The sequence below is a fragment of the Pseudoalteromonas sp. US3C1013 genome, assembly GCF_048401115.1.
GTDB classification, from domain to species: domain Bacteria; phylum Pseudomonadota; class Gammaproteobacteria; order Enterobacterales; family Alteromonadaceae; genus Pseudoalteromonas; species Pseudoalteromonas undina.
On record NZ_CP183076.1, the window covers coordinates 621,673 to 647,442 of the forward strand.

General features: G+C 39.0%; 25 protein-coding genes. 19 read left to right on the forward strand and 6 right to left on the reverse strand.

All coding sequences use genetic code 11. From position 1 onward, the window contains the following. Nucleotides 1-4: 4 nt before the first annotated feature. From glgC to rluF, 5 genes are all read left to right on the forward strand, one after another. Complete coding sequence (gene glgC / locus ACNSN2_RS18095) at nucleotides 5-1,279, forward strand: glucose-1-phosphate adenylyltransferase (RefSeq protein WP_418609391.1); 1,275 nt, start codon at nucleotides 5-7, stop codon at nucleotides 1,277-1,279. A gap of 47 nt (nucleotides 1,280-1,326) precedes the next feature. Further along, nucleotides 1,327-2,859 carry a glycogen synthase gene (locus ACNSN2_RS18100; RefSeq protein ID WP_418609389.1) on the forward strand — a complete coding sequence of 511 codons (1,533 nt, stop codon included), beginning with the start codon at nucleotides 1,327-1,329 and terminating at the stop codon, nucleotides 2,857-2,859. An 83-nt stretch (nucleotides 2,860-2,942) separates the two neighbouring features. Then, nucleotides 2,943-4,157 carry an EAL and HDOD domain-containing protein gene (locus tag ACNSN2_RS18105; protein WP_075170221.1) on the forward strand — a complete coding sequence of 405 codons (1,215 nt, stop codon included), beginning with the start codon at nucleotides 2,943-2,945 and terminating at the stop codon, nucleotides 4,155-4,157. A gap of 26 nt (nucleotides 4,158-4,183) precedes the next feature. Continuing rightward, nucleotides 4,184-5,269: a DUF418 domain-containing protein gene (locus tag ACNSN2_RS18110; RefSeq protein ID WP_418609846.1), complete on the forward strand. Its 1,086-nt coding sequence runs from the start codon at nucleotides 4,184-4,186 to the stop codon at nucleotides 5,267-5,269. Nucleotides 5,270-5,312: 43 nt separating this feature from the next. Continuing rightward, on the forward strand, nucleotides 5,313-6,302 hold the full coding sequence (gene rluF, locus ACNSN2_RS18115) for a 23S rRNA pseudouridine(2604) synthase RluF (RefSeq protein ID WP_418609388.1): 990 nt from the start codon (nucleotides 5,313-5,315) through the stop codon (nucleotides 6,300-6,302). A 62-nt stretch (nucleotides 6,303-6,364) separates the two neighbouring features. On the opposite strand, the gene ACNSN2_RS18120 is transcribed toward rluF, so the two are convergent. Together ACNSN2_RS18120 and ACNSN2_RS18125 are read right to left on the reverse strand one after the other, a co-directional pair. Then, nucleotides 6,365-9,433 carry an efflux RND transporter permease subunit gene (locus ACNSN2_RS18120; protein WP_138623385.1) on the reverse strand — a complete coding sequence of 1,023 codons (3,069 nt, stop codon included), beginning with the start codon at nucleotides 9,431-9,433 and terminating at the stop codon, nucleotides 6,365-6,367. A 2-nt stretch (nucleotides 9,434-9,435) separates the two neighbouring features. Further along, complete coding sequence (locus ACNSN2_RS18125) at nucleotides 9,436-10,518, reverse strand: efflux RND transporter periplasmic adaptor subunit (protein WP_041709337.1); 1,083 nt, start codon at nucleotides 10,516-10,518, stop codon at nucleotides 9,436-9,438. A 122-nt stretch (nucleotides 10,519-10,640) separates the two neighbouring features. Here ACNSN2_RS18125 and ACNSN2_RS18130 point away from each other — a divergent pair, with 122 nt between their 5' ends. Next, nucleotides 10,641-11,543: a LysR family transcriptional regulator gene (locus ACNSN2_RS18130; RefSeq protein ID WP_138570263.1), complete on the forward strand. Its 903-nt coding sequence runs from the start codon at nucleotides 10,641-10,643 to the stop codon at nucleotides 11,541-11,543. Beyond that, nucleotides 11,533-11,838 carry an MGMT family protein gene (locus ACNSN2_RS18135; protein WP_055012013.1) on the forward strand — a complete coding sequence of 102 codons (306 nt, stop codon included), beginning with the start codon at nucleotides 11,533-11,535 and terminating at the stop codon, nucleotides 11,836-11,838. Before ACNSN2_RS18130 ends, ACNSN2_RS18135 begins: the two co-directional genes overlap by 11 nt. A 219-nt stretch (nucleotides 11,839-12,057) precedes the next feature. Here the strand turns inward: ACNSN2_RS18135 and ACNSN2_RS18140 are convergent, their stop codons facing one another. From ACNSN2_RS18140 to trhA, 4 genes are all read right to left on the reverse strand, one after another. Continuing rightward, entirely contained in the window at nucleotides 12,058-13,113 is a 1,056-nt protein-coding gene (locus ACNSN2_RS18140; protein WP_418609385.1) for an acyltransferase family protein, read from the reverse strand. Between the two features lie 88 nt (nucleotides 13,114-13,201). Next, nucleotides 13,202-13,894 carry a hypothetical protein gene (locus ACNSN2_RS18145; protein ID WP_418609384.1) on the reverse strand — a complete coding sequence of 231 codons (693 nt, stop codon included), beginning with the start codon at nucleotides 13,892-13,894 and terminating at the stop codon, nucleotides 13,202-13,204. 107 nt (nucleotides 13,895-14,001) lie between these two features. Further along, nucleotides 14,002-14,856, reverse strand: coding sequence for a hypothetical protein (locus ACNSN2_RS18150; protein WP_418609382.1), 855 nt, complete (start codon nucleotides 14,854-14,856; stop codon nucleotides 14,002-14,004). A gap of 274 nt (nucleotides 14,857-15,130) precedes the next feature. Further along, nucleotides 15,131-15,760: a PAQR family membrane homeostasis protein TrhA gene (gene trhA, locus ACNSN2_RS18155; protein ID WP_418609380.1), complete on the reverse strand. Its 630-nt coding sequence runs from the start codon at nucleotides 15,758-15,760 to the stop codon at nucleotides 15,131-15,133. A 281-nt stretch (nucleotides 15,761-16,041) separates the two neighbouring features. Between trhA and ACNSN2_RS18160 the strand changes: the two genes are divergently transcribed. The 12 genes from ACNSN2_RS18160 (at nucleotide 16,042) to ACNSN2_RS18215 (ending at nucleotide 25,757) form a co-directional block, all read left to right on the forward strand. Next, nucleotides 16,042-16,320: a hypothetical protein gene (locus tag ACNSN2_RS18160; protein ID WP_418609378.1), complete on the forward strand. Its 279-nt coding sequence runs from the start codon at nucleotides 16,042-16,044 to the stop codon at nucleotides 16,318-16,320. 228 nt (nucleotides 16,321-16,548) lie between these two features. Beyond that, nucleotides 16,549-17,127, forward strand: a complete 579-nt coding sequence (locus tag ACNSN2_RS18165; RefSeq protein WP_171040308.1) for an LON peptidase substrate-binding domain-containing protein — start codon at nucleotides 16,549-16,551, stop codon at nucleotides 17,125-17,127. Between the two features lie 70 nt (nucleotides 17,128-17,197). After that, a complete protein-coding gene (locus ACNSN2_RS18170) occupies nucleotides 17,198-17,821 on the forward strand; it encodes a sigma-70 family RNA polymerase sigma factor (protein ID WP_010388914.1) in 624 nt (207 codons plus the stop codon). Beyond that, nucleotides 17,814-18,488 carry a ChrR family anti-sigma-E factor gene (locus ACNSN2_RS18175; protein ID WP_010388913.1) on the forward strand — a complete coding sequence of 225 codons (675 nt, stop codon included), beginning with the start codon at nucleotides 17,814-17,816 and terminating at the stop codon, nucleotides 18,486-18,488. The genes ACNSN2_RS18170 and ACNSN2_RS18175 overlap by 8 nt, the downstream gene beginning before the upstream one ends. An 8-nt stretch (nucleotides 18,489-18,496) precedes the next feature. Then, nucleotides 18,497-19,450 carry a YbgA family protein gene (locus ACNSN2_RS18180; protein WP_010388912.1) on the forward strand — a complete coding sequence of 318 codons (954 nt, stop codon included), beginning with the start codon at nucleotides 18,497-18,499 and terminating at the stop codon, nucleotides 19,448-19,450. Further along, nucleotides 19,450-20,844: a deoxyribodipyrimidine photo-lyase gene (gene phrB / locus ACNSN2_RS18185; protein WP_418609376.1), complete on the forward strand. Its 1,395-nt coding sequence runs from the start codon at nucleotides 19,450-19,452 to the stop codon at nucleotides 20,842-20,844. The genes ACNSN2_RS18180 and phrB overlap by 1 nt, the downstream gene beginning before the upstream one ends. Nucleotide 20,845: 1 nt before the next feature. Next, complete coding sequence (locus ACNSN2_RS18190) at nucleotides 20,846-21,274, forward strand: nuclear transport factor 2 family protein (protein WP_055012019.1); 429 nt, start codon at nucleotides 20,846-20,848, stop codon at nucleotides 21,272-21,274. A gap of 2 nt (nucleotides 21,275-21,276) precedes the next feature. After that, complete coding sequence (locus tag ACNSN2_RS18195; RefSeq protein ID WP_075170210.1) at nucleotides 21,277-21,987, forward strand: SDR family NAD(P)-dependent oxidoreductase; 711 nt, start codon at nucleotides 21,277-21,279, stop codon at nucleotides 21,985-21,987. After that, nucleotides 21,984-23,237 (forward strand): NAD(P)/FAD-dependent oxidoreductase, encoded by a 1,254-nt coding sequence (locus tag ACNSN2_RS18200; RefSeq protein WP_418609373.1) that lies wholly within the window; start codon nucleotides 21,984-21,986, stop codon nucleotides 23,235-23,237. The genes ACNSN2_RS18195 and ACNSN2_RS18200 overlap by 4 nt, the downstream gene beginning before the upstream one ends. Beyond that, the gene (locus tag ACNSN2_RS18205) at nucleotides 23,230-23,967 is read left to right on the forward strand and encodes a DUF1365 domain-containing protein (protein ID WP_010388906.1); all 738 of its coding nucleotides are present in this window, start codon (nucleotides 23,230-23,232) and stop codon (nucleotides 23,965-23,967) included. Before ACNSN2_RS18200 ends, ACNSN2_RS18205 begins: the two co-directional genes overlap by 8 nt. Nucleotides 23,968-24,016: 49 nt before the next feature. Further along, entirely contained in the window at nucleotides 24,017-25,279 is a 1,263-nt protein-coding gene (locus tag ACNSN2_RS18210; protein WP_248527018.1) for an SAM-dependent methyltransferase, read from the forward strand. Further along, nucleotides 25,257-25,757 carry a DUF2878 domain-containing protein gene (locus tag ACNSN2_RS18215; RefSeq protein WP_418609844.1) on the forward strand — a complete coding sequence of 167 codons (501 nt, stop codon included), beginning with the start codon at nucleotides 25,257-25,259 and terminating at the stop codon, nucleotides 25,755-25,757. Before ACNSN2_RS18210 ends, ACNSN2_RS18215 begins: the two co-directional genes overlap by 23 nt. Nucleotides 25,758-25,770 lie beyond the last annotated feature (13 nt).

Sequence of the window (25,770 nt, forward strand, 5' to 3'; positions counted from 1 at the left end):
TAATATGCCCAGTTATGCAAATCGCTATATAAGTAATTTAACCAGAGACACCTATGCACTCATTCTAGCCGGCGGACGAGGTTCTCGTCTTCATGAGCTAACAGACTGGCGTGCAAAACCAGCCGTTTATTTTGGCGGCAAGCACCGTATTATTGATTTTCCACTATCAAATTGTATTAACTCTGGTGTAAGACGAGTAGGGATTGCAACGCAATATAAATCTCATTCGCTAATACGCCATGTAAATCGTGCATGGGGGCACTTTAAAAAGGAATTAGGCGAGTCAGTTGAGATTTTACCTGCATCACAGCGTAATGGTGATGAATGGTATTGCGGTACTGCCGATGCGGTATTTCAAAATATGGATATTATTCGCCATGAACTACCTAAATATGTAATGATTTTGTCAGGCGATCATGTATATCGTATGGATTACGGCGGTTTGTTAGCAAAGCATGTCGAAAATGGTGCCGATATGACCGTATGCTGTTTAGAAGTCGCGGTTGAAGAAGCAGCGAACACCTTTGGGGTAATGACCGTTGATCAAGAAAATCGAGTGCGACGATTCGACGAAAAACCAGCTGAACCAAGCTCTGTGCCTGGCAAACCAGGTACGTGTTTAGCGTCAATGGGTAATTACGTATTCAATACTGAGTTTTTATTTGAGCAATTACAAAAAGATTCACAAACCGAAGGCTCAGGACGTGATTTTGGTCATGACATTATCCCCGCCATTATCGAAGAGCATAATGTGTTTGCTTACCCATTTAGAGATCCCGCACAAGTAGGGCAACCTTATTGGCGCGATGTAGGGACCTTAGATTCATTTTGGGAAGCGAACATGGAGTTGGTTATGCCTGAGCCTCAATTGGATTTGTACGACCCTACTTGGCCAATTTGGACATATCAAGAGCAGCTTCCTCCAGCTAAGTTTATTTTTGATGATGACGATCGTCGGGGTATGGCTGTTGATTCAACCGTATCCGGTGGCTGTATTATTTCAGGCTCATTAGTGAGAAAGTCATTACTGTTTTCTAATGTACATATTCGCTCATATTGTATTATTGAAGAGTCGGTCATTTTACCCGGTGTTATAGTTAACCGTGGGTGTAAAATAAAACGTGCCATTATTGATAGAAGCTGTGAGATCCCCCCAGGATTAGAAATTGGTTATGATCGTAAAACCGACGAAGCCAATGGCTTTAGAGTATCTAAAAAGGGAATTGTTTTGGTAACCCGCGAGATGCTGACAAAGTTAGAGAATAAGTTAAATCAATAATTAAATAGCAAGGCGAAAGCCTTGCAGCTAACTATAAGAGTAAATAAATGCATGTATTAATGGTTGCCGCAGAAAATGATGCGTTACCTAATGCCAAAGTCGGTGGTGTTGCCGATGTCATACGTGACGTACCTAAAGCGTTAGCGGCACAGGGACTAACGATTGATGTGGTAATTCCTGATTATGGCTTTGAATTGGGTGAGCGCCGTTTTATTGGTGAAGTCAACGTTGCGTTTAATTCAGCCTCTCACGTTTTATCGCTGTTTGAAATTCCACAAACGCAAAATGCAGTAAGGCAAATAGTAATAAGCCACCCTTTGTTCAGCCAATCACATAGTGTGTATTGCAACGATGATGACAATCGTCCATTTGCTACTGATGCGAGTAAGTTTGCACTGTTTAATGCCGCGATTTGTGAAGCGCTTTTACAAGGGGTTTTAAAACAACCAAACACGTTACATTTACACGACTGGCACAGTGCTTGTGTGGCGGTGTTACTAAAATTTGAGCCTCGCTATCGTAAACTTGCTAAGCTGCGCTTGGTGTACACGGTTCATAACTTAGCCTTACAAGGTATTCGCCCTTTTAAAGACGATGACTCTAGCTTAGAAGCGTGGTTTCCCTCATTAAGTTATGATGGCCAATTGCTTTGTGATCCCCGTTACCCTCATTGCTTTAACCCCATGCGCAGTGCTATTAATTTAGTCGATAAAGTACATGTGGTTTCACCCAGTTATAGCCAAGAAGTGCAGATTGCGAGTAACGATGCAGGCGGTTTTTTTGGTGGTGAAGGACTTGAGCGTGATTTACAACAAGCGGCTGAGCAGGGCAAGCTGATTGGGATCCTCAACGGCTGTGATTACACAACTCAACACCCGAAGCAGGCAACGCTTAGCGAGCTTTTAGAGCAGATAGAAGCTACGCTTTTTAGTTGGATGGCAAAAAACGTACACTTAGACAGCAGCCACTATATTGCTCACCAACGTGTTTTACAATTTATGGCATCAGAGCAGCAAGGGCCTTTAGTGACCAGTGTAGGGCGGCTCACCGAGCAAAAAGTATTGCTGCTGTGCCAGCCACGCAACAATAGTTTAACTATTGATGAGGTATGCAAGGTTATAAACCAATATAATGGTCGTTTGATTGTATTGGGCTCGGGCGATAAAAAACTAGAACAATTATTTACCACTGCGATGGCGCGAAATAGCAATTTATTGTTTTTAAAAGGTTATGGCCAAGGTGTTGGTGATTTAATGTATCAACTTGGGGATTTATTTTTAATGCCTAGTTCTTTTGAGCCGTGTGGCATTAGCCAAATGCTGGCAATGCGAGCAGGTCAGCCTTGTCTTGTGCACAGTGTTGGCGGCTTAAAAGATACAGTTGAGCATAATGTGACTGGTTTTAGTTTTACTGGTGATACCTTATTAGCTCAGGCAGAGGCACTGTTGCATAGTTTATCTGAGGCCTTGAATGTAAATCACGCTAATCCTAAGCAATGGCAAGCGATAAAAAATAGCGCTAAGAACAGCCGCTTTGGTTGGGATGATGTTGTAACTGATTATATTACATACTTATATTAAAAAATTTATTAAAGTTCAGTGACATCCGTTCCTATTTGCGCTTTAATTACTTAGTCTGGTGGAAATAATGAAAAGTAGGTAATGTGTCGGTATTTGTGGCAAGGCAAGCAATCCTTAATCGTAATCAAAATGTAGTCGCATATGAACTACTGTTTCGCGATAGCCCTGAAAATTGCTTTCCAGGTGTTTCTGATGGTCAAGCAACGGCTCGCCTGATCATGGAAAACCAGCTTAACTTAGGTACTCGCCATATTACTTCGGGTAAAAAAGCACTGATCAATATTGGTCCTGAATCATTAAAACTCGATTTATGCGAATTTTTACCCTGTAAAGATGTGGTTATTGAATTACTCGAAACCATAGAGCCCACCGACGATACCTACGAGCTATGCCGTAAACTCTTTCACAGTAACTATAAATTAGCCCTTGATGACTTTGTTTACTCACCGCAGTGGGAACGTTTTTTAAAGCTAGTTAATTTAATTAAATTTGATATTCGGCTCACGCCACTGGATGAAATTCCACTGGTGGTCAATAAGCTAAAAAAACACAAAAATATTAAGCTGTTAGCTGAAAAAATAGAAACCGATGAAGAATATAAATTAGCTCGCCAAATGGGGTTTGATTATTTCCAAGGGTATTACTTTGCCCGCCCCGCAATGATAGAGCAAAAAGATATTCATTATAATTATGGTCTTGTCATTGCCATTTATTCAGAAGTAATGAAGCCAGATCCTGATGTGAAAGTAATCACCGGGTTATTTGAGCTTGATGCAGCACTAGCATACAAACTATTGCGTTTATTAAATAGTGGTGTATTTCCCCTGCAAAGCCAAATATCATCATTAAAACAAGCGCTTGTTTACCTAGGGCAAGCACGTTTAAAAAAGTTTGTAAGCCTAATTGTTACAGCACACACCGCGCGCACTAAGCCGATAGAGCTTATGCAAATGTGTGTTATTCGCGCTCGCTTTTGTGAATTAATAGCCAGCAAAGTCGCCAAACAAGTTCAAGGTGAGGCATTTTTAACTGGGCTGTTTTCTTTGCTTGATGCTATTTTAGATAAGCCAATGGACTTGTTGGTTGATAAACTGCCATTCCCAGATGAAATTAAAGCAGCACTAACCGGCGAGAAAAATGACTTATATTATATTCTTGAAACGGTAAAAGCATATGAAACCGGAAGTTGGTGGGCGCTTGAGAAAGCGGTATCACTCATTAATTTAGACAGTGCTTTTTTACCAAAATTATACAAACAAGCTGTAAAATGGGCCGATAGCTACAAAGATAATATTTAAAAGGATAGGGTTTGCGCAATTATAATATGGACTTTATAAGGGGCATAGCAGTACTTGGACTGGTATTTATTAATTGCTATTCCTTTGCAATTTTTGAACTCAATTACACTCCACTTACCACACCTCCAGCTAGCGATAATTTTTTACACACCTTAAGCCTTATATTTGTTGAAGGGCGGTTTCGCACATTATTTACGTTATTATTTGGTGCTGGTCTTTATATTCAGTTTCAGCGACAGCAATGTATTGAGCCATTAAAAAAACGCCTATATTGGCTTATTGTGTTTGGCTTAATACATGGGTTGTTACTGTGGGCGGGTGACATTTTGTTTTTATATGGGGTGTCAGCACTACTGGTATTACGCTATTTAGATTACACGGACGAAGAGCTTAAAAGCAAAGCGGCCTTTTTTACTTTTATCGCTTTACTTGCCACAGCAATGTTTATGTTAGGGCTTAATGAGGAACCACTCTATAGGGATTCTCCCGAGTTTTACCAGATATATAATAGTTATTACCAAAGTATTGGTGCGCATTTTAGCCAAAATATAACAATGAGCATTTATATGTTGCTAACAGTGCCTATTTTATTACTGTGGGCAAGTGCTGGCTTTATGCTAATTGGTATTGTTGCCTACAAATGTAATGTGTTTAGTGATGGATTTAGCAGGCCGGGGCTAATTAAACTTGCTGTGTTAAGTGTGTTGCTGACTAGCTTACGATTAGTGTTAGAGTCATATGAACAAGGTATTGGTTATGCGTTACAAGAGCCTGTTAATGAACTGGCTGCTTTATGTGTGGCGCTGCTTTATATTCATTTAATCGTTAAACTATGCAATAACAGCGCGCAAATAGGGGGGCTCATTCAACACGTAGGGCGGTTAGCGTTTACTTTATACATAAGCCAAACCATTATGCAGTTATTATTGTTTAAAGTGCTTTTCCCTCAGTGGGCGCTTAGTTTTAACCGCATTGATTATTGGCTTGTTGCTATTTGCTTAGTGGTTGTACAGCTTATGTTTACTGCACTCTACTGTCGTTATTTTAAGCAAGGGCCTCTTGAATACCTATGGCGTAAATTAGCGCAAATTAAGCGCGAAAAAATAGCTTGAGTAGTTTAAACTATGCGCCTTTATATTTAAGAAGATTTGCCATATGACAGACTTAAAGCGTTTAAATAAATTTATTAGTGAAACAGGGTTTTGCTCACGCCGTGAAGCCGATAAATATATTGAGCAAGGTCGTGTTACTGTTAATGGCGAATTACCCGAAATGGGTGTTAAAGTCGCACAAAGCGATGTGGTATTGGTTGATGGTAAGCCATTAAAAGCACCACCAAAACGGGTTTACATTGCTTACAATAAACCAGTCGGTATTACCTGTACCACAGAACGAAAAATTCAAAGTAATATTGTAAAAGCGGTTAATTATCCTGACCGTATCTTTCCTATTGGTCGCTTGGATAGGCCCTCAGAGGGGTTGATTTTTTTAACCAATGAAGGGGATATCGTTAATAAAATCCTTCGTGCTGGCAATAACCACGAAAAAGAATACGTGGTTACCGTAGATAAACCACTAAACCGCCAGTTTGTGAATAAAATGGCAAACGGTATTCCTATTTTAGATACCGTGACCAAAAAATGTAAAGTGACGCAAACGGGTGCCCAGCAATTCACTATTATTTTAACTCAAGGTTTAAATCGTCAAATCCGTCGTATGTGTGAATATTTAGGCTACGAAGTGGTTACATTAAAGCGTGTGCGTATTATGAATGTAACCCTTAAAGGGTTAAAAGTAGGGCAATGGCGTCATTTAAGCGATGCAGAAATGGCGGTTATTAACGACTCGATTGCTGATTCAGGTAAAACACAAGAACACTCATTGTATGACGATAGTACATCGAATAATAACGTTGGGCTAACCATAATCAACCAAGCAAAATCAGTGCATAAGCGTGAGTATCAAGGTGACAAGCCTCGAGGTACAAAGAACAACGAACAACATAAGCAAGCCAACAAAAGCAGCCGTAATACGCCTTATCAGAAACGTTCAACGACCTATGTTGGTAAATCAAATGCCAATAAAGCCAATTCCGCATCAGGAACTAAAGCTAAGAGCAGTGGCACGTTAAGCTTAAAAAAGTAATTAAGTTGGTATAAATCAAGCAAATAAAAAACGCAGCCTAGGCTGCGTTTTTTTATTAATGATTAAGACTGTTTAGGGTAGTCAATTCTAAACACCACAGTGTATAAAACCGGCACCACAATCAGGGTTAGTATGGTGGCAAAACCTAAGCCAAACATAATGGTGACCGCCATTGATTGAAAGAATACGTCAAATAATAATGGGATCATGCCAAGTATTGTAGTGATAGCGGCCATGGCTACAGGGCGCACACGGCTTACGCCTGAGTCAAATACTGCTTGATAGGGTGATTTTCCTTCACTAAGTTCTAAGTTTATTTGATCGACCAATACAATACCGTTTTTAATCAGCATGCCGCTTAAGCTTAATAAACCCAGTAGCGCCATAAAGCTAAAGGGGGCGTTCATTACTAATAAGCCTGCGCTTACACCAATAATAGCCAATGGCACGGTTGCCCATATAACTAAGGGCTTTTTAACTGAGTTAAACAGTAATACTGTTACCGCAAACATGGCTAAATAACCCAGCGGTAACGAACCAAAAATAGCCTTTTTCGCTTTGCTTGATGATTCGAACTCACCGCCCCATTGCATTTCATAGCCTCGCGGTAAATCAATTGCTTCAACTTCAGCGCGAACCCGAGCAAATAATTTTGCAGGTGTTTCATCACCCAATACATCATGATCTGCCATTACCGTTATGGTACGTTTACGATCACGACGCATAATTAAGCTGTCTTCCCACTCAACAATAAATTCATCAACTACTTGAGTTACCGGCACAAACACGCGTAATACTGGGCTGTAAATTTGTAAATCGTGAACACTGTCTACATTTAAGCGCTCGCTAGCTGGTGAGCGGGCAATAATAGGCAACAACTGCGTACCATCACGATAAACACCCACTTGTTTACCCGACAGGCTCGTTAACAGAACTTGGTCAAGGTCAAACTTGGTGATCCCCAAGCGGCGTGCTTTTTGTTCGTTAAATTGCGGGCGAATCATTTTAGTGCGTGCACGCCAATCATCGCGAATGTTAAAGGCACCGTCGTCTTTGGCGATAATTTCTTTTGCTTGAGATGATAGCTGTCTTAATATCACCGGATCGGGGCCTGAGAACCGCGCCTCTATTTTAGCATCGGTTGACGGACCAATTTCCATTGGCTTTACTTTTAGCTTTGCTGACAGCGGATGTTGCTGTGCGTAATCACGCACCTTTTGCATTACTTTAGCGACCGCATCACGGTTGGTGACACGAATAATTAACTGCCCATAAGCAGGATAAGACTTTTCTGGCGCGTAAGTTAGCATAAAGCGCGGTGCACCTTGGCCCACCGTACTGGTTATTTCTGTGACCAGTTCATCCTTTTGCAAATAAGCTTCGAGCTGTTTTATGCCCTCAAGGGTGGCACGAATATCAGCACCTTGATCTTGCCAGTAATCCACATAAAACATCGGTGTATTTGAGGCTGGAAAAAACGATTGTTTTACCGAGCCAAATCCCACTACAGCGCTGCATAAAAGGGCAACCATAAGGACTAAGGTTGTTTTTCTAAAGCGCATAGCTAAATTTAATATCGCTTTATAACCATTGAATATGATGCCTTGATAAGGGTCTTCATGTTCTTGATTATGTTCGTGTTTAAATTCGGTTTCTTTAAACATTAAATGGGCAAAAAATGGGGTAAGGGTAATTGCGGTGATCCAGCTTAATAGCAATGAGATAAACAGCACCCAAAATAAGCTGCCGGCAAATTCACCACTGGCATCTGAGCTTAAACCAATTGGTGCAAAAGCGGTTATAGCAATAACTGTTGCGCCAAGTAGTGGCCATTTCGTTTGATCTACGATATTAACTGCGGCTTTAAGCTTTGTTTGACCGCGCTTAAGGTTGATGAGAATCCCTTCGGTAACAACAATGGCATTATCAACCAGCATACCTAGCGCAATAATTAGCGCGCCTAATGATATACGCTGTAGATCAATTGCAAACAGCTTCATAAATATAAAGGTGCCTAATACCGTCAGTAATAAAATACCGCCAATAAGAACACCGCTTTTCAAGCCCATAAAAATAAGTAGCACAACAATAACTATTGCAATGGCTTCTATTAAGCTAACAATAAAACCATCTACAGACTGCTCTACTTCTTTTGGTTGGTTATACACCGAGCTAATATCAATACCATGTGGGCGTTGATATTCAAGAGATGCTAAATGTTCATCTATGTGCTTACCTACATCAACAACATTAACCCCAGACATAAACGAAACACCAATAAGCAGCGCCTGTTGTTGATTGTAATGAATGACATTGGTCGGTACTTCAGCATATTCACGGTACACTTGTGCAACATCGCCCAAATAAATTAGTTCACTCGCACCAGGCTTTGAGATTAATAAGGTTTCCAGCTCCGTTACATCTTTAAATTCACCGGTTGGATGTAAGCGAATAGACTCATCACCGACACGAATACGTCCAGCGTTAGACACCGTGTTTTGTGATTGCAGCAAGTCATAAATATGACTAGGTGCAATACCTAGCTGTGCAAGCTTGCGGGTCGATACCTCAACCATTACTTGTGGTTGTTGTTGCCCAGCAATTGTGACTTTGCTCACACCTTTGACTAAAACAAGTTCACGCTTTAAATAGTCAACATAGTCTTTTAATTCATCATAAGAGTAGCCATCGCCAGTAACGGCAAACATAACGCCGTAAACATCGGCAAAATCATCAATTACATTACTCGGGTAAACACCACTTGGCAGCGACGGGCTTAGGTCGTTAATTTTTCGACGCATTTCATCCCATATTTGCCTTAGCTCTTGTTTACGATAGTTACTTTTCATTTCTACGGTAATTTGTGATTTACCATTAGATGAAATAGAGGTGACATAATCAACATAGGGGAGCTGTTGGATGGCGTTTTCAATTGGAAATGTGACTTCTTCTTCTACCTGCTGTGGAGATGCGCCCGGATACAAAGTGATTACCATGGCTTTTTTCAAAGTAAACTCAGGGTCTTCTAGCTGGCCTAAATCAAAGTAAGACACGCTGCCGCCTATTAATAGCAACAACGTAAACATCCAGCTAATGACTTTCTTTTCAATAGATAGTTGCGCAAAGCCCATAATTATAAGCCTCGCTCTTTATTCCAAGGGCGAACAGACATGCCTTCTTGTAAAGAGTGAACACCGGCAGACACAATTTGTTGGCCTTCTTTTACGCCGCTAAGTACTTCAATAGTGTCGTGATGTAATTGACCTACTTGCACTGCTTGCTTATGTACAGTGCCAGTTTGCTGATTAAAAACCCACACATAAGCATTATCGCTTAGGCTTTTATTCGGATCTGAAAATACCGACTCAATTGGTAAAATAGTGTAGGGAGTTTGTGAGCGAGTTACTTTACTTAAATCTATCATCACTTGCCCAGACATACCCGCAAGCAAATTAAAATCTTTTGGCACCGGTAATGAAAACACCACTTTATAGGTAAGCGTTGCCGGATCGGCTTGAGTATCCCATTCTTTTAGTGTGAGTTTGTATTGCTTGTCGTGATAGCCATCAAATTCAACCATAGGTTGGTATTGGGTATCTTTTTGAATGCGCGCAACGATTTTTTCAGGAACCTGTATTTCTACATCCATAAAATCGCGAGTTTCTAGGCGCAGAACATTTTGTTTTGCTTGAATACTCTCAAAGTTTTTTACGAACACTTTAGCTACTATGCCAGCAAAAGGAGCACGAAGCTCACTGTATTCTAAATTGGTTTCTGCAATTTTAAAGGCTGACTCGGCAACTTGCTCATTAGCAACCGCTTGATCAAGCTCTGATTGACTCGTGATGTTTTTGTCGAATAATTGTTTAATGCGTTTTAGCTGTGATTTTGCCAGTTCGTATCGTGCTTTACGTTCGTTATATTGTAATTGAAAATCCTCAGGATCTAACTTAGCCAATAGTTGTCCTTTTTCAACTTGTTCACCAGCTAATACAGGAAATTCAACCAACTCACCGTTGACCCTAAAAGCAAGATATGAGCCTTGGTTTGCAACCACTTCAGCGGGGAAGCTGCGAATGTTAGTTTGTGAATCATGACCAATGCTAAATAATTTAACCGGACGAATAGGCTCTTCTTTAGCTATATTCTCGGGCTCTGAGCAGCCTATTAAACTTAGTAATGTCGCAGATAGTAAACATAAGCGAAACAGTGGCATGATATCTCCATGATAAAAAAAGGCTAAATAAGTGTGTGCAGCATACGCTGCAAACATATAAAATAAAATTCATTAAATTTTAGAAACTCAATAAGTTTTACTTATGATGTGCTGAGTGGCCGATGAAACTTAACCAATTACAAATATTAGATGCTATTGTGCAAAGCGCGAGTTTAAGTGGAGCGGCATTAAAGCTACATAAAACGCAACCAGCGCTCACATTGGCGATTAAAAACTTAGAAGCTAAGTTAGGCTTTGACCTACTAGACCGTTCTCATTATCGTTTACAACTCACCGAAAAGGGACGTATTTTTCATCGCGAGGCTAAACAGCTATTAGCCGCTAATGAGCAACTTACTCAGCTCGCAACAGAGCTGGCATTAGGCAATGAAGCGCAATATAGAGTCTGCTACGAGCAAATTTGTCATATGCAAAGTTATAACGAGATCATAAGTAATACTTTTAAGCATTTTTCGAGTACCGAATTTCGTTTAACCAGTGGTAAGCGGTTTGTCTCTTTAGAACAAGTTAATACCGGTCAAGCCGAGCTTGGAATAGGCCCGTGGTTTGATTTATTTCATGCAACTGGCGATTTAGAAAGCTTACCCATTGGTAAACTAGATATTGGCATTGTAGGAGCTAAAGGGGTTTTACCTAAGCAGCTTAGCTATGATGAATTACAGCTTTACCCGTGTTTGGCTATGTTTGAAAGTGGCTTGAGCATAGACAGCGATAGACTTTCCTATTCAAAAGGGGCTGCGGTGATGAAAATTGATGATATATCTACCTTGAAGTCTTTTCTACTTTCAGGGGCTGGTTGGGCAATGATGAGTTTAGGGCATTGTAAAAAAGAAATAGCCGCTGGCTCATTACAGCAAATCATTGTAACCGACAGAGAGCACCAGTTCAGTGCGCAAATTAGAGCCTTTCGTCAGCATGCTATGCATCATGGGCCTGTAGCGCGTAAAATCTGGCAGCAATTTAAATTACTCAGTGAGGAGTATTTAAGCAAGAATGGACGTTAATAAAGAAACGGTTATTTACACTATCATAGCCAGTATACCCAAAGGCAATGTTGCCAGTTATGGCCAAGTAGCAGCACTTGCGGGTTATCCTAATAATGCTAGGTTGGTAGGTCGTTTATTAAAAGAGATGCCAAAAGATTCGGCGATCCCTTGGCATCGAGTGGTTAATAGCCAAGGTAAAATATCGTTTCCCGAAGGAAGTGATAAATACCAAGAACAACGACAAAAACTGTTATTAGAAGGTGTTAATTTTAAGAATAATAAAGTGAATATGCGCGAGTGTAGATGGGAGTGATATCACCACTCTCGTCAGATAAGTGCCCGTGTAGGTTGGACAAGTGGCGGAGCCACGCCATCCGACAAAAATAATGAATTTACCAAAAACAACCCAATTTACCCGTTAGCGATATAAATAACTGATTTATAATGTAAGTTAAACCATCTATATTGACTGAGTGCCAATTGCAAACATTAGTAACGCCTCGTTAAGAGGCAAATAATATGTTGGCTAAAATTAGCGACGAAGGAGCAAAAGCCAACTGTTTTTTGTCCTTTTAAACGACTTGTAAAATGTTTTGTTACGTATGAACCTAGCAACGGGCTTTTCAAAATATTTAAATGATACAAATGCTACTGAAACAGTTAGAACGAAAGATAATAATAATTTCAATTCAACATTTAAATTAAGCTTGTTTACAAAAATAATAATTGGCATGTGAAGCAAATATAATGAATAAGATACTTTTCCCAAGAAGTCACCGAACCTGTTAGCTAATAGTACATTGTTATCAGGAACTAAAAATACAATGCAAAAAAATACGGAACTCATTACAAGTAATACTTCATAGCTTAACCACATTCTTGTCTTAGCATCAGACGTAACGGATGAGATTTCTGGGTACATAGCAGGTATTAATAGTAACACTAGAATAAAGTAATGTTTCTTAAGGTATTTCGGTACCTCAAAAGACTTATAGTGCATTCCAAAAATAACCCCAATAAAAAAATAAGGTAAACTTCTTAACGTATTAAATAAATTGTAACGTACTCCGTTTATGTCTCCATATACTCGAGGAAAGTTTGCGAAAAACAGCAGGAGCATAACCGCGAATATTGAAAGGTAAATATAGCCTCTCCTATTCTTTGAAAATGACCAAAAAATCAGAAATATGAAGTAAAATTGTATTTCAGGGGGGATTGACCAAAGTATGCTATCACCATATAAAAATAGCAGATGACTAATCAGTGCATTCGTATCTGGAATGTTATAAAGACTATCATTGCCGATTAAGGACAAAACATAAGAGCTAAGTACAATAACCAAGAATAATGGAACTACTCTTGCGATTCGAGCTAATAAGTAGCGCTTGATATTAACTTTGCTGAATTCTTGGGTCAGGTATAGGTGAGACATTAAAAAGCCACTCAGCAAGAAGAACAGCATTACACCGTACGCTCCAGAGCCTCCGCCTAACATTCCATTAAGCCAATTTGTTATATCGCTAAAGTGAGTAATAAACACAACTAATGCAGCCAACCCACGCAATGTGTTTAATTTTCTAATCTCCAACTAAAACTCCGGACTTGAATAATACAGGCATCTAACGCCCGCTTAAGCGGACAAAAATTGTTGGTTATAATGTGGAGCGAAGCGGAACCTAACAAACTGTTTTTGTTACGTTTAAAGCGCTTGTTAAATTGCGTAAAGCTACTGCCTCAATAAGCTTGGGTAGATGTTTTGCAAACCTGAGTACGAAGTTTAAATGGTCTTTATATAAGCCTAATTTCTCCTTATAAAAACCACCTGCAATAATTGGCTTGCCCGAAGGTAACATCAATGAACCCATTGTCATTATTGATGCGTGGCTATAACCATTATAAAAATTCTTTGCTTGTTCGAGCCACTCATAGCCTTCGATTAAACCTAAAGTATCAGCGTTTAATAAAACATTATCTATGGCTTTATGAGCTTTTGTACTTTTATTTCCTTGTAAATAAGACTTATAAAAATTGATAGGTTTTGCTTTTTTACTCTTACTAATTAATACATTATTCTCTGCACTAAGTAGTATTGCTAAACAAAGAGATTCATATGAAATTCTCATCGTATTACCTGAAGCATTAATATGACCTTCAATCAAAAGCCTTGTTGCTGTGGCAAGGGACTCTATGGTCATAAAAGTGAATTCCTGAACCCATTTGTACTTCTGTTTTTCAGGTTCACTAAAGTAGTGCTCAAAGCATGACTCGCTTTGCTCAAGTAAATTAGTTATCTCAGTTATCTCTGAATCGAATGTTGAGCAGAACTCTGCTACTGAACGATCAGTTACTAAAATGTCGCGGATGGTCAAAACTCCATTAGCAATTTAACGCCTCACTAAGAGGCAAATAATTGTTGGCTAAAATAGGCGACGAAGGAGCAAACAGCCAACTGTTATTTGTCCTTTTAAGTGATTTGTTAGTTTCCATTTTCACCAAACTTATTCAACAACTTTTCAGTTAGCATTTGCGCCTGTTCAATATCTTGAAATTCCATATGTTGATGAATACGCTGCTTGATAAAATCTAATTTCAAGTAAATATCGTTATCCTCTACTATTTTTAACCCAAAGTCTGCATATGCTATGACTTTTAAATAGTTTGGGTTTCCAGTGTCAGGATCGTAATTTTGATACTCTTTTACCAGCCTTAATATTGACTGCTCTCCACCAGTCAAAGCAACACTTTCGGAAAGACGGTATTTCAATTTATTAAATTTAACTCTTTGCTTTATTGTGTCTTCTCTGCTTAATTCATCTAAGCCTTTACTTTGAAAATATTCTCTATCCGAAACAGCCCATAACTCTGCTACGGCATTATCGGAACCTAATTCAATTGCTTTAAAAAGTAATTCAACAAAATCATCAGATATAAAATTAAATTGTGAACAGCGCTCAAAACGAGACAAAACCTCTTCGATATACTCGTAGGGCTCACCCACCTCATTTACTTTGCTCATCCATTTATCAAGTTCATCTTGAGTTTTGGGTATTGCGCTGCAACGACGTATTTCTTTTGCTTCAAGTAAGTATTCTTCTGCGGATGCAAGTTCACTAACACCTATATCAGTTTCAATCGTTGATTTTTCTTTGCGCTTTAAGTCTTTAGAAACAGCGTTTTCACTATCATTTTTATCGCTAAACTTTTCAATTTCACTATGTTCTTTTGGAATAAAATAGAAAACAACTAAGGCCAAAATTGATATAGCAAGAGCAAATTTTTTCACGAAACCTCGACAGGAAACTAACAATTGAATAGTGCGCTCATCGCGCATATTTCTGCCGACTTAACGCTCATTTATTTACTTTATATAGTTTTAACAAATTATCTAAGGCATTACTATCACTAAGTTTTCTAAATTATTTAGGTAAAGTTAAATGGACCAATATGCGCACAGCGCTCATTTTCATGAATATATGCGCAAGAGCAGTTTAACTAATCTATTAACGACAATATTTAGTCAATCTCAATGACCGTTTCTCGCTGTGTGTTGCATCGAATGGTTGAACTCACAGCTCAAACCAGACTAATCTATATGGCTAACCAGCCTAATAAACATAATTACTGATCGAAATATAATGGCTAACACATCCACCAATAACAAAGAGGTGCCAAATAGCATGGCTATATTGAGTGCTTTTTGCACTGTAAAAAATAGTACCTACACTATAAAATAAGCCGCCAGCTAATAGCCAATAAAGTGCATTGATAGGTACGTTTAAATAAAGCGGATACACAATGGCTAATGCAAACCATCCCATTAATAAATAAGTAGCCAGTGAAACTTTTTTATTGCCATTTTTAACCAATAGCTTATAAGCGATGCCTGCAAACGCTACTGTCCAAATAAAGACTAAGGTAGCCCAAGACCAGAGCCCAGATAACGAAAGCAACAAAAAGGGCGTGTAGGTGCCTGCAATCAGTAAATAGATGGCGCAATGATCACATTTTTTGTAAAACGCTCTCAATGTTGGGCGCACACTGGCGTGATAAAGCGTTGAAGATAAAAATAAAATAAACAAGCTACTGCCGTATATCAGAGTACTGGCATAGCCTTTCACACTATTAGTTTGTTTTACTAAATCCCAAACAACAAAAGCAGCGAATACAATGCCTAAGGCATGACTAATAACATTTAACAGCTCTTCTTTTTTAGAATAGGGAGCTTCAAAAGACATAACAGATCCTACCACTTTGCGAATAAATTTTAGTGTACATGTGTACGCTGAAATTTTCAAATACGAAATAAAGTCATTAATTTACTGAACATTAACAAACACACTATTATTTGGTTTTATTTTTAAATTCATTGGTCAAAATTACTAATCTAGATTTTGTGGTTTTATTTTTAATTTATTTATTTCATTTTAAAACAATGGTTTATAAAGTTTTTCCATTGTGGCATAGCCCTTGATTGTAACTAAGCGTACTAACCAATAAACAAACAAGGAATACTATTATGAATACTTCAATCAACATCACAATCGCAAGCTTACTTGTATTAGGTTCAACTAACGTTAACGCTACAGAAGTCGATTTAAATATTACAGATATGCTAACTAACACTGTGTCTACTTATGTGTCACAGGCAAGCAACGAACTTGAAAAGTCTGTAAAAGAAGCCGTTTCTTTTGATGCACAGGTTATTCTTGACAGCTTACTTGAAAATAATCCTGTGGTTGATAACAGCAACATGGACGAAAAACAACGTGTAGTAAAAGCACAACTAAAGCAATAAAAAGGGAATAAAAGTAATGAACAGTGAGTTCGAATTATTAGCCTTAATGTTGGCACCTGTGGCAAGTATACTGAGTGTTTATTACTTGGTTTACATGATAAAAAATGTGGGAACGAGGTTTAATTAGCGGATGCATTTGCACTGTAAAGCAATTGATGTAACTAAAGCTGATCGACTTGAATAAAGCGCACGTAAATAAAGGCAGAGTGTTTGAAAGAAGTAGACTTTATGAAACGTGCGATTTTCCCATTACCTATATTTATATTACCTGAAGGCTATACGCGATTACGTATATTTGAGCCTCGTTATTTAACTATGGTAAAAAACGCATTAAAAACCAATAGCGGTTTTGTTTTATGTACCTTTGAGCATGACACCCCGTTAAACATAAGCGCCCAAGGCTGTTTAATGGATGTTATTGACTTTGATCAAGACGAAAGTGGTATGCTATTAATTGATGTATTTGCATCTAAGAGTGTGCAAATAGATAACGTGTATCAAGATGAGCAGGAACTTCGCCATGGTGATGTATCCGCTTGCAACACACCTTATTGGTACAACAAAGATAACCACGAAATTGGTCAACACCAACTTTTACAAGTAGCACTAGAAGACGTTTTTGCGAATAACCCTGATTTGCAATCGCTTTATAAAACCACCAAATTTAATCAGCTGGCGTGGATTGTGGCGCGTTGGCTTGAATTACTTCCCATTTCTATTGAGAAAAAACAACAACTTGCGTTTGAGACTAACTTTGATAACTTGCTTAGTTTCCTCCATACTGTGATTAATAACGAATTTGCCTAAAATAATTATGATCCGCTTGTAACCATTGCTCGTAATGGTATTCACTAAAGCAATAACGGGACATTTTACTATGGTAAGTCAACAACAATCACTAAGTTGTGAACCTAACACAGGTAAGTACACTGCCATGCCAGAAACACCAAGTACGGAACTCAGGGAAGCATTAGTTAATGTAGCTCAATCTCGCGATAAAAAATCTTTCGCGTACTTGTTTGAATATTTTGCACCTAAGATTAAGCGCTTCGGCATAAAGCAATTTGGTGTAGAAGCCCAAGCAATGGAATTGGTACAAGAAACCCTCACTTCCGTATGGCGTAAAGCCCACTTATACAATAGTGAAAAGGGTGCAGCTACTACTTGGGTCTATACCGTAATGCGTAACGCCTCTTTTGACATGCTTCGTAAAATGAAAAGTAACAAAGAAGAAAATATTAGCGAAGACATTTGGCCGTTATTGAATGAATCTGAAGATACACATCACGAATACAGCGACCACCTTGAAGACCAACAAATTAAACGTTATTTAGATAAATTGCCTCAAGCGCAAAGAGAAGTTGTGCGCGGCGTTTATTTTCAAGACATGTCGCAAGAGCAGTTAGCTCAACAATTAAACATTCCAGTAGGCACGGTAAAATCACGATTACGTTTAGCCTTGCAGAAATTACGTAATGAAATGGGAGATCAGCATGATTAAACATCACCCGAGTGAAACACTACTGACACAATACTGTGCAGCAACACTTCCAGCATCGCTTAGCCTTGCCGTATCAATACATGTTGATATGTGCCCAGTGTGCCAAGCTAAAGTTGAAAAACTTGAAGCGGCTAATGCGCGAGCAGTTTTTAGTGACAATATGGATGTGGCAACTGATGAGCAAGCCGATCAAGCCGATGATGTAATTGAATCAAGTTTACTTGATATGATCACGGCCGATGACTCGATTGATGAAGTATATTCTGTTGAACCAGTTAGTATTAATGTTAATGAGCATAATTACAGCTTGCCGAGAGCTTTAACACGGATCTCGCATGGTAAATTTACCCAAGTAGGTAAGCTTGCGCGTTCTCGAATAGCCCTTGATGATGGCCATTTACGTTCAAGCTTGTTACATATAGATGCTGGTGGAGAAATTCCGGAGCACACACATACCGGTTTTGAGGTTACTTTACTGCTTGATGGTGAATTTACAGACGAAGAGGGCAGTTATGTTCCTGGTGACTTTATTTGGCAAGATGGCCGTCATCAACACACCCCCCTAACAAAAGAGGGATGTTTGTGCTTTACTGTTGTTAGTAGTGCTCTACATTTCAATAAAGGACTTAGCAAGTTACTTAACCCAATTGGTGGCTTGATTTATTAAGAGAATCTATGCAAACAGATACAATAAAAATAGGTATTAGCGCCTGCTTGGCAGGCGAAAAGGTAAGATTTGACAGTGGCCATAAAAAATCAAATTTTTGTATGGAAGAGCTGGCCAAGCATGTTGAATATAAAATGTATTGCCCAGAGGTTGCGGTAGGATTACCAATACCTCGTCCAACCATTCGTCAAGTAAAAACAGGCGATACTATCAAAGTGTGTCGTCCGGATGGCACGGGAGATGTTGGCCCACAGCTCACAGAATACGGTAAAAAAATAGCTACAGAACAAGCAGGGCATCTAAGCGGATTCGTTTTTTGTGCTAAGAGCCCAAGCTGTGGCATGGAGCGGGTAAAAATATACAATGAAGCAGGAACCGGTAACACCTCTGAGGGCGTTGGCTTCTTTGCTGAACAAATTATGAAACATAATCCCTTACTACCTTGCGAAGAAAATGGACGTTTAAATGACGTTCATTTGCGCGAGAACTTTGTAATGCGTGTTTATACATTACACAACTGGCAACAGTTAGTGAAAGAGCCGGTTACTGTACATCGTTTGACCCAGTTCCATGCTCAATACAAATACTTGTTAATGGCTCATAATTATCAAGCGTATCGTGATTTAGGCAATCTACTTGGAACGTTTGTAGGTGACGATGTTAATGCTCTAGCCGACGAGTACATTTTAGGTTTAATGAATGCGCTTAAGCGTCCTGCTTCAAGAAAAAATAATTCTAACACGTTGATGCATTTGCAAGGTTACTTCAAAAAAGATTTATCAAAAATCGAAAAAGAAGAAATGCGAGATGCAATTGATGAGTATCGCCAAGGGTTGGTGCCGCTGTATGTACCACTAACATTGCTTAAACATCATTTAAAGGTTCACCCGAATGAGTATTTAAGTAAGCAAATTTACTTTAACCCTTATCCTAATGAACTTAAGCTACGTTACGGTTTGTAATGAATACACTATTTTGGTTTAGGCGCGATTTGCGCCTTTTTTCTAACGAGGCGCTGATCGAAGCGCTAAATAATGGTGCTAAACACGCCATTTTTTTTGTGTGCGAAAAACAATGGGCACAGCATAATACTGCTGCCATTCAAATTGACTTACTAAAACGCAGAGTGAGTTATATTCGCGAAGAACTTGCCAAATATGGCGTAAATTTGCATGTAATAGACGCTCCTTTTTTTGCCGATTGCCAAACTAAACTTCTCGATTTTTGTCAGCAACACGATATTAAACACATAATAGCCAATACTGAGTATGAGCTAAATGAATTTAATAGGGACAAAGCGATTCAGGCACAGTGCGACCAACAGCAAATAACATTTACTTTATACGAGGGTGATATCATTGCTCCTGTAGGTAGCGTACGCACTCAAAATAATGAAATGTATAAAGTATTTACACCGTTTAAGCGCGCATGGTTAAAGCAGTATCAAGATACACACTTTAGTTTAGTGCAGTGGCCTTTGTCTGAAGAGCCGATAGAAATTGAACCGTGTGAGTTACTTTGTGGTGATGAAAGTTCAAAAAAATGGCCCGTTGATGATGATACTCTATCAATCGTAGTCGATAACTTTATTCATGATAAATTAGCAAGCTATGATGACGTACGAGACATACCTAGTGTAAAAGGAACATCGGGCTTGAGCCCCTATTTAGCCCTAGGGGTTGTTAGTAGTAAACAATTAATGGTTAATATACAACAACATTATCCCGATATACTGACCACCTCAAAAAGTAAAACCTTTACCTGGGTTAACGAACTGATCTGGCGTGAATTTTACAAACACCTAATTGCTGAATTTCCAAAACTTTCACGCGGTGCCAATTTTAACGAAAAGTACGATAGTGTGAGTTGGCGTGACAGTGACGCTGAGTTTAAGCAATGGTGCGAAGGCCGTACAGGCTATCCACTTGTTGATGCCGCCATGCAACAGCTATTGCAAACAGGCTGGATGCATAATCGTTTAAGAATGGTGGTTGCGAGTTTTTTAACTAAGCACCTACTGATTGATTGGCGCAAAGGCGAGCAGTTTTTTATGCAGCATCTTATTGATGGCGATTTAGCCTCAAACAATGGTGGTTGGCAATGGGCTGCAAGTACCGGCTGTGACGCACAACCTTACTTTAGAGTATTCAACCCCATTACCCAAAGTGAACGCTTTGATCCAAATGGTGATTTTATTCGTAAATATCTGCCTGAATTACAAAAAGTGCCAGATAAACACATTCATTTCCCACATACTTACTTAGCAGCAACGGGACAAATTGAACACTGTTACTGGCCAGCAATAGTTGATCATAAAGCGGCACGAGCGAGGGCTTTAGCTGCATTTAAGGTGTGATATGGATAACCAATTACCAGTCGATAAATTTGTAGAAATATATCAAAAGCTTGATAAGGATAACCTAGAGTTATTAACTGAAATTTACGCTCAAAACATTCACTTTATAGATCCGCTGCACGAAATTAATGGTCTTGAAGATCTAAGACGTTATTTTCGTGGTTTATATAGTAATGTTAAGTATTGTCGATTTGATATAACTGATTCATTTACCAGTGATAATAATGCATTTGTATACTGGACAATGCATTATTCTCACCCAAAACTTAATGCAGGCAATACAATTTCAGTGCAAGGGCACAGTAAACTAGTATTTGAAGGTGCGAAAATTATTAAACACCGCGATTACTTTAATGCTGGAGAGCTTTTGTATAAGCATATTCCATTACTGGGCAACATTATTAATTTTATTGATAAAAGGGCTGGTTAATTATGATTACGCTTATTACAGGTGCAACATCAGGCATAGGTGAACAACTCGCGATAAAGTATGCAGAGCAAGGTGACACAGTCATTGCGTGTGGACGAAATACGCAAAAGCTCGCAGAACTTGCCAAGCATAACAACATAGAAACCTGCCAGTTTGATGCTACCAACTTGCAAGATATTAAAGCTGCCACTCTCGGCTATCCGCAATTTGACCGCGTTATTCTTAACGCCGGTAATTGCGAGTATGTTGATGATGCACGCAATTTTGATAGCGCCCTCTTTGAGCGTGTTATTAATGTTAACTTACTTTCTATGGGGTATTGCTTAGAAGCTCTTTTACCCAAAATAACATCAGGCGGCCAATTAGTGATGGTCAGTTCGAGTGTTACTTATTTACCTTTACCGCGTTCAGAAGCGTATGGCGCATCTAAGGCGGGCGTAAGCTATTTAGCTAAAACCCTTGCGGTTGATTTAAACGACGTTGATGTAACACTAGTCCATCCTGGTTTTGTAAAAACACCGCTTACAGACAAAAATGATTTTCCTATGCCTATGGCTGTTAGTGCTGAAAAAGCGGCTGACTATATAATCAAAGGCGTAAAAAAACGTCGTAAAGAAGTCCATTTTCCGTATCGTTTCACACTTATATTAAAAGCACTGCGAATATTGCCACTTTCGCTTTGGCTTAAAATTGCAAAAGGATTAACCCGTTGAAAAAAATAGCAATAATTGGGACTGGTGTATCAGGTTTAACTTGCGGACACCTATTGCATAAGCATTATGATGTCACACTATTTGAAAAGAATGATTATATTGGTGGCCATACTGCCACGGTTGATGTAAATCACAGCGGTATTAACTACGCAGTTGATACCGGTTTTATCGTATTTAACGATAGAACATACCCTTACTTTGAAAAGCTGCTTGAACGTATTGGTGTAAAACGTAAACCGACCCAAATGAGCTTTAGTGTTCATAATGAAGCAACTGGCTTTGAGTATAACGGGCATACATTTACTAGTTTGTTTGCTCAGCGCAGAAACATAGTGAGACCTAAGTTTTGGCGTCTTTTGTACGATATTGTGCGCTTTAACAAACTGTGCAAGGCTTTATATGAAAAAGGCCAATACACTGAGCAATCACTTGGTGAGCTGCTACAACAACATCGCTTTAATGACTTTTTTAAATACCACTATATTTTGCCAATGGGTGCAGCTATTTGGTCGACAAGCATTAAAGAAATGGAAAACGTGGGCGTAGAATTTTTTGTAAAATTCTTTTTTAACCATGGTTTATTAGACATTACCAATAGGCCGCAATGGTATGTTATTCCGGGAGGCTCTCGTGAATACATTAAACCGTTGATAGCTTGTTTTGCTGATAAAATACAGTTAAACACTGACATTAAATCGGTAACCAGAGACGAGCAGGGAGTCACCATTACTTTTGCTGATGGTCAGCAAGCCCTGTTTGATAAGGTTATTTTTGCGTGTCATTCAGATCAAGCGTTAGCTTTACTCGGTGATGCCTGCGAGCAAGAAAATAAGGTGTTGGGTGCTATTCCTTACACTGAGAACTCGGTGGTATTGCATACCGATGTTTCATTATTACCAGATAGGAAAGCAGCTTGGGCGAGCTGGAATTACTTACTAAATAATAATACCGACAAAGCCGCTGTTGTTACTTATCAAATGAATATACTTCAAGGAATAGAGTCTGATACCCAATTTTGTGTCACTTTAAATCACTTAGAAGGGATCAATCAAAGTAAGATTTTACGTGAGTTTACTTATCACCATCCTGTGTTTAATCAACAATCTATTGCTGCTCAACAGCTGAAAAATACGGTTGACGGGCAAAACAATACTTATTTCTGTGGGGCTTATTGGTATAACGGCTTTCATGAGGATGGTGTGCGCAGTGCCGTCGATGTTGCAAAACAACTTGGAGTAGAGTTTGACTAATGCAGTGTATTTAGGCGATGTAAAGCATCGCCGTTTTGCTGTAAAACATCATGCGTTTAATTACCCACTTTATATGATGTGGGTTGATTTAAATAATACTCATGCGCTTAATGGCGTCCATAAGCAGCTTGGAACTTCAGGGTTTAAAGCATTGAAGTTTGAGCAATCTGATTATTTAAAAGGGTTACCCGATAGTCATCATCAGCCCATTATAGAGCGTGCTCATGCGCAGCTAGCCCAGTTAGGGGTAGATGAGAAATTTAGCCATGTGTACCTGCTAGGGCAATTACGCTGTTTGGGGATTTATTTTAGTCCAGTTAACTTTTACTTTTTTGGCCAACAAAACAATGAGTTTAGCTATATGGTGGCCGAGGTGAGTAATACCCCATGGAATGAGCGACATTACTACTTGGTTCCACTACAAAAAAAAGTGAACTTTAAGAAAGTATTTTCCGTATCACCCTTTATGAATTTGGATATGAACTATCATTGGACTGTTCGTCAAAAGAAAGACAATATACTGATACGTATAGAAAATAAGCGCGATGAAGAACTACTTTTTGATGCATCGTTAAGGTTACAGCGCCAACCCTTGTGCAATAAACAAATGAGCAAGTTGTTGAAGCGCTTTCCTGCGATGACATGGTCTATTTTCAGAGGTATTTACTATCAGGCATTTAAATTGTTTGTTAAAAAAGTCCCATTTTTAGGTCATTCAGGCAAACTTTAAATTTAATTTATGTTGTTTTATAAGTAATAACAATAATATAGGTAAGTATATGGAAAAGGTATCGAGCTTACGCGTTCAGGAACGCACCAGTTGGTTTACTAATTTATATAAAAAGTTAGTGTTTAAAGCGTTCTCGTCAATTGAAACGGGGCAGATAGTGTTGGTTGAGAATAACCAACAGTCTGTATTTGGGGATGCGTCTTCAGAGCTGAAAGTTACTGTCACCGTTAACGACAATGCCATGTATAAAGCGTTCGCTCTTTCTGGTAGCGTGGGTGCTGGTGAGTCTTACATTTTAGGGCAATGGCAATGTGATAATTTAACTCGGTTAATCGAAATTTTTGCGATTAACCAAGATCAACTAGATGCATTTGAAAAAAAGTTCGCGTTTTTTAGCAACATCGCTCACCGTATAAACCACATAAAAAACAAGAACTCACATGCGGGTTCAAAAAAGAATATTGTCGCTCACTATGACTTAGGAAATGATTTATACGAGTCTTTTTTAAGTAAAGAAATGCTTTATTCGAGTGCAGTATACCCAAGTAAAGATGCTAGCTTAGAACAAGCACAGCAGTACAAGCTACAACGTATATGCGAACAAGTTGAGCTACAACAAGGCGACACTGTTATTGAAATTGGTACCGGGTGGGGCGCGTTTGCTATTTATGCCGCTACTCATTATGACTGCCATGTCACAACTACAACCATCTCTGACGAACAGCACGATTATGTTGCTAACAAAGTTAACCAGCTTGGACTTGAAAGTAAAATAACCTTGCTCAAGCAAGATTATCGCTTATTGACTGGCAAATACGATAAGTTAGTCTCAATTGAGATGATCGAAGCCGTTGGGCATGAATACTTACCCAGCTTTTTTACTAAGTGCGGTGAGTTATTGAAAGACAACGGTGCTATGCTTATTCAAGCAATTACGATTAGTGACCAGCGTTATCAACACTATTTAAAAAATTCAGACTTTATACAACAGTATATTTTCCCTGGTGGGTGTTTGCCTTCGCTTAACGAAATGAGTGAACAAATTAAAAATAACACCGACATGAATATTCACACCATAAACGACATTGGTGCTCACTATGCCCGCACTCTTGCTGATTGGCGAGAGCGTTTTATTGCCAGCTGGCCAAAGCTTGATAGCGATAAGTTTGATGATCGTTTCTATCGCTTATGGCTTTTTTACCTTGCCTATTGCGAGGGCGCATTTAGAACCCGAGCAACCAGTACCGTGCATTTAATGGCACGCAAACCCCGCTTTACGAGTAGTAATGATGAGATTGCACTCGCTTATTAATTTTGCGCTGTTTCAAGTAGTGTGGTTTATGTGCCTGCTACTTGAACAACACGCAATTGTATACTCTGCTGTAGTCATCGCTTTGATGTTTTACTTATCAGCACAAAAAAAACAAGATGCTTTGCTGGTTTTAAAAGCCCTGCCACTAGCACTGTTGTGTGAGTTTATTGCGGTTCAGTTAGGGTTATTTGAATTTAAAGTCGATCCGCTGCCATTTTGGTTGGTGTTTTTATGGGTCGCATTGTTGCTGTGTATCAATACCTCTATGTCGTTTCTGACAAACCTTAAACCATGGCAAGCATTTGCTGTGTGCTTATTATTTGCCCCTGGCAGTTATTGGGCCGGCTCACGATTTGAGGTATTAGAGTTAGAGATGCCACTGTGGCAGTTTTGGCCACTTTACGGTGCTTTATGGGCTGCAACATTTACGTTTATTTTATTTTTAAACGGTAAAATAGGCGAGTTTGTTAAGCAATAACACAATACAGTTT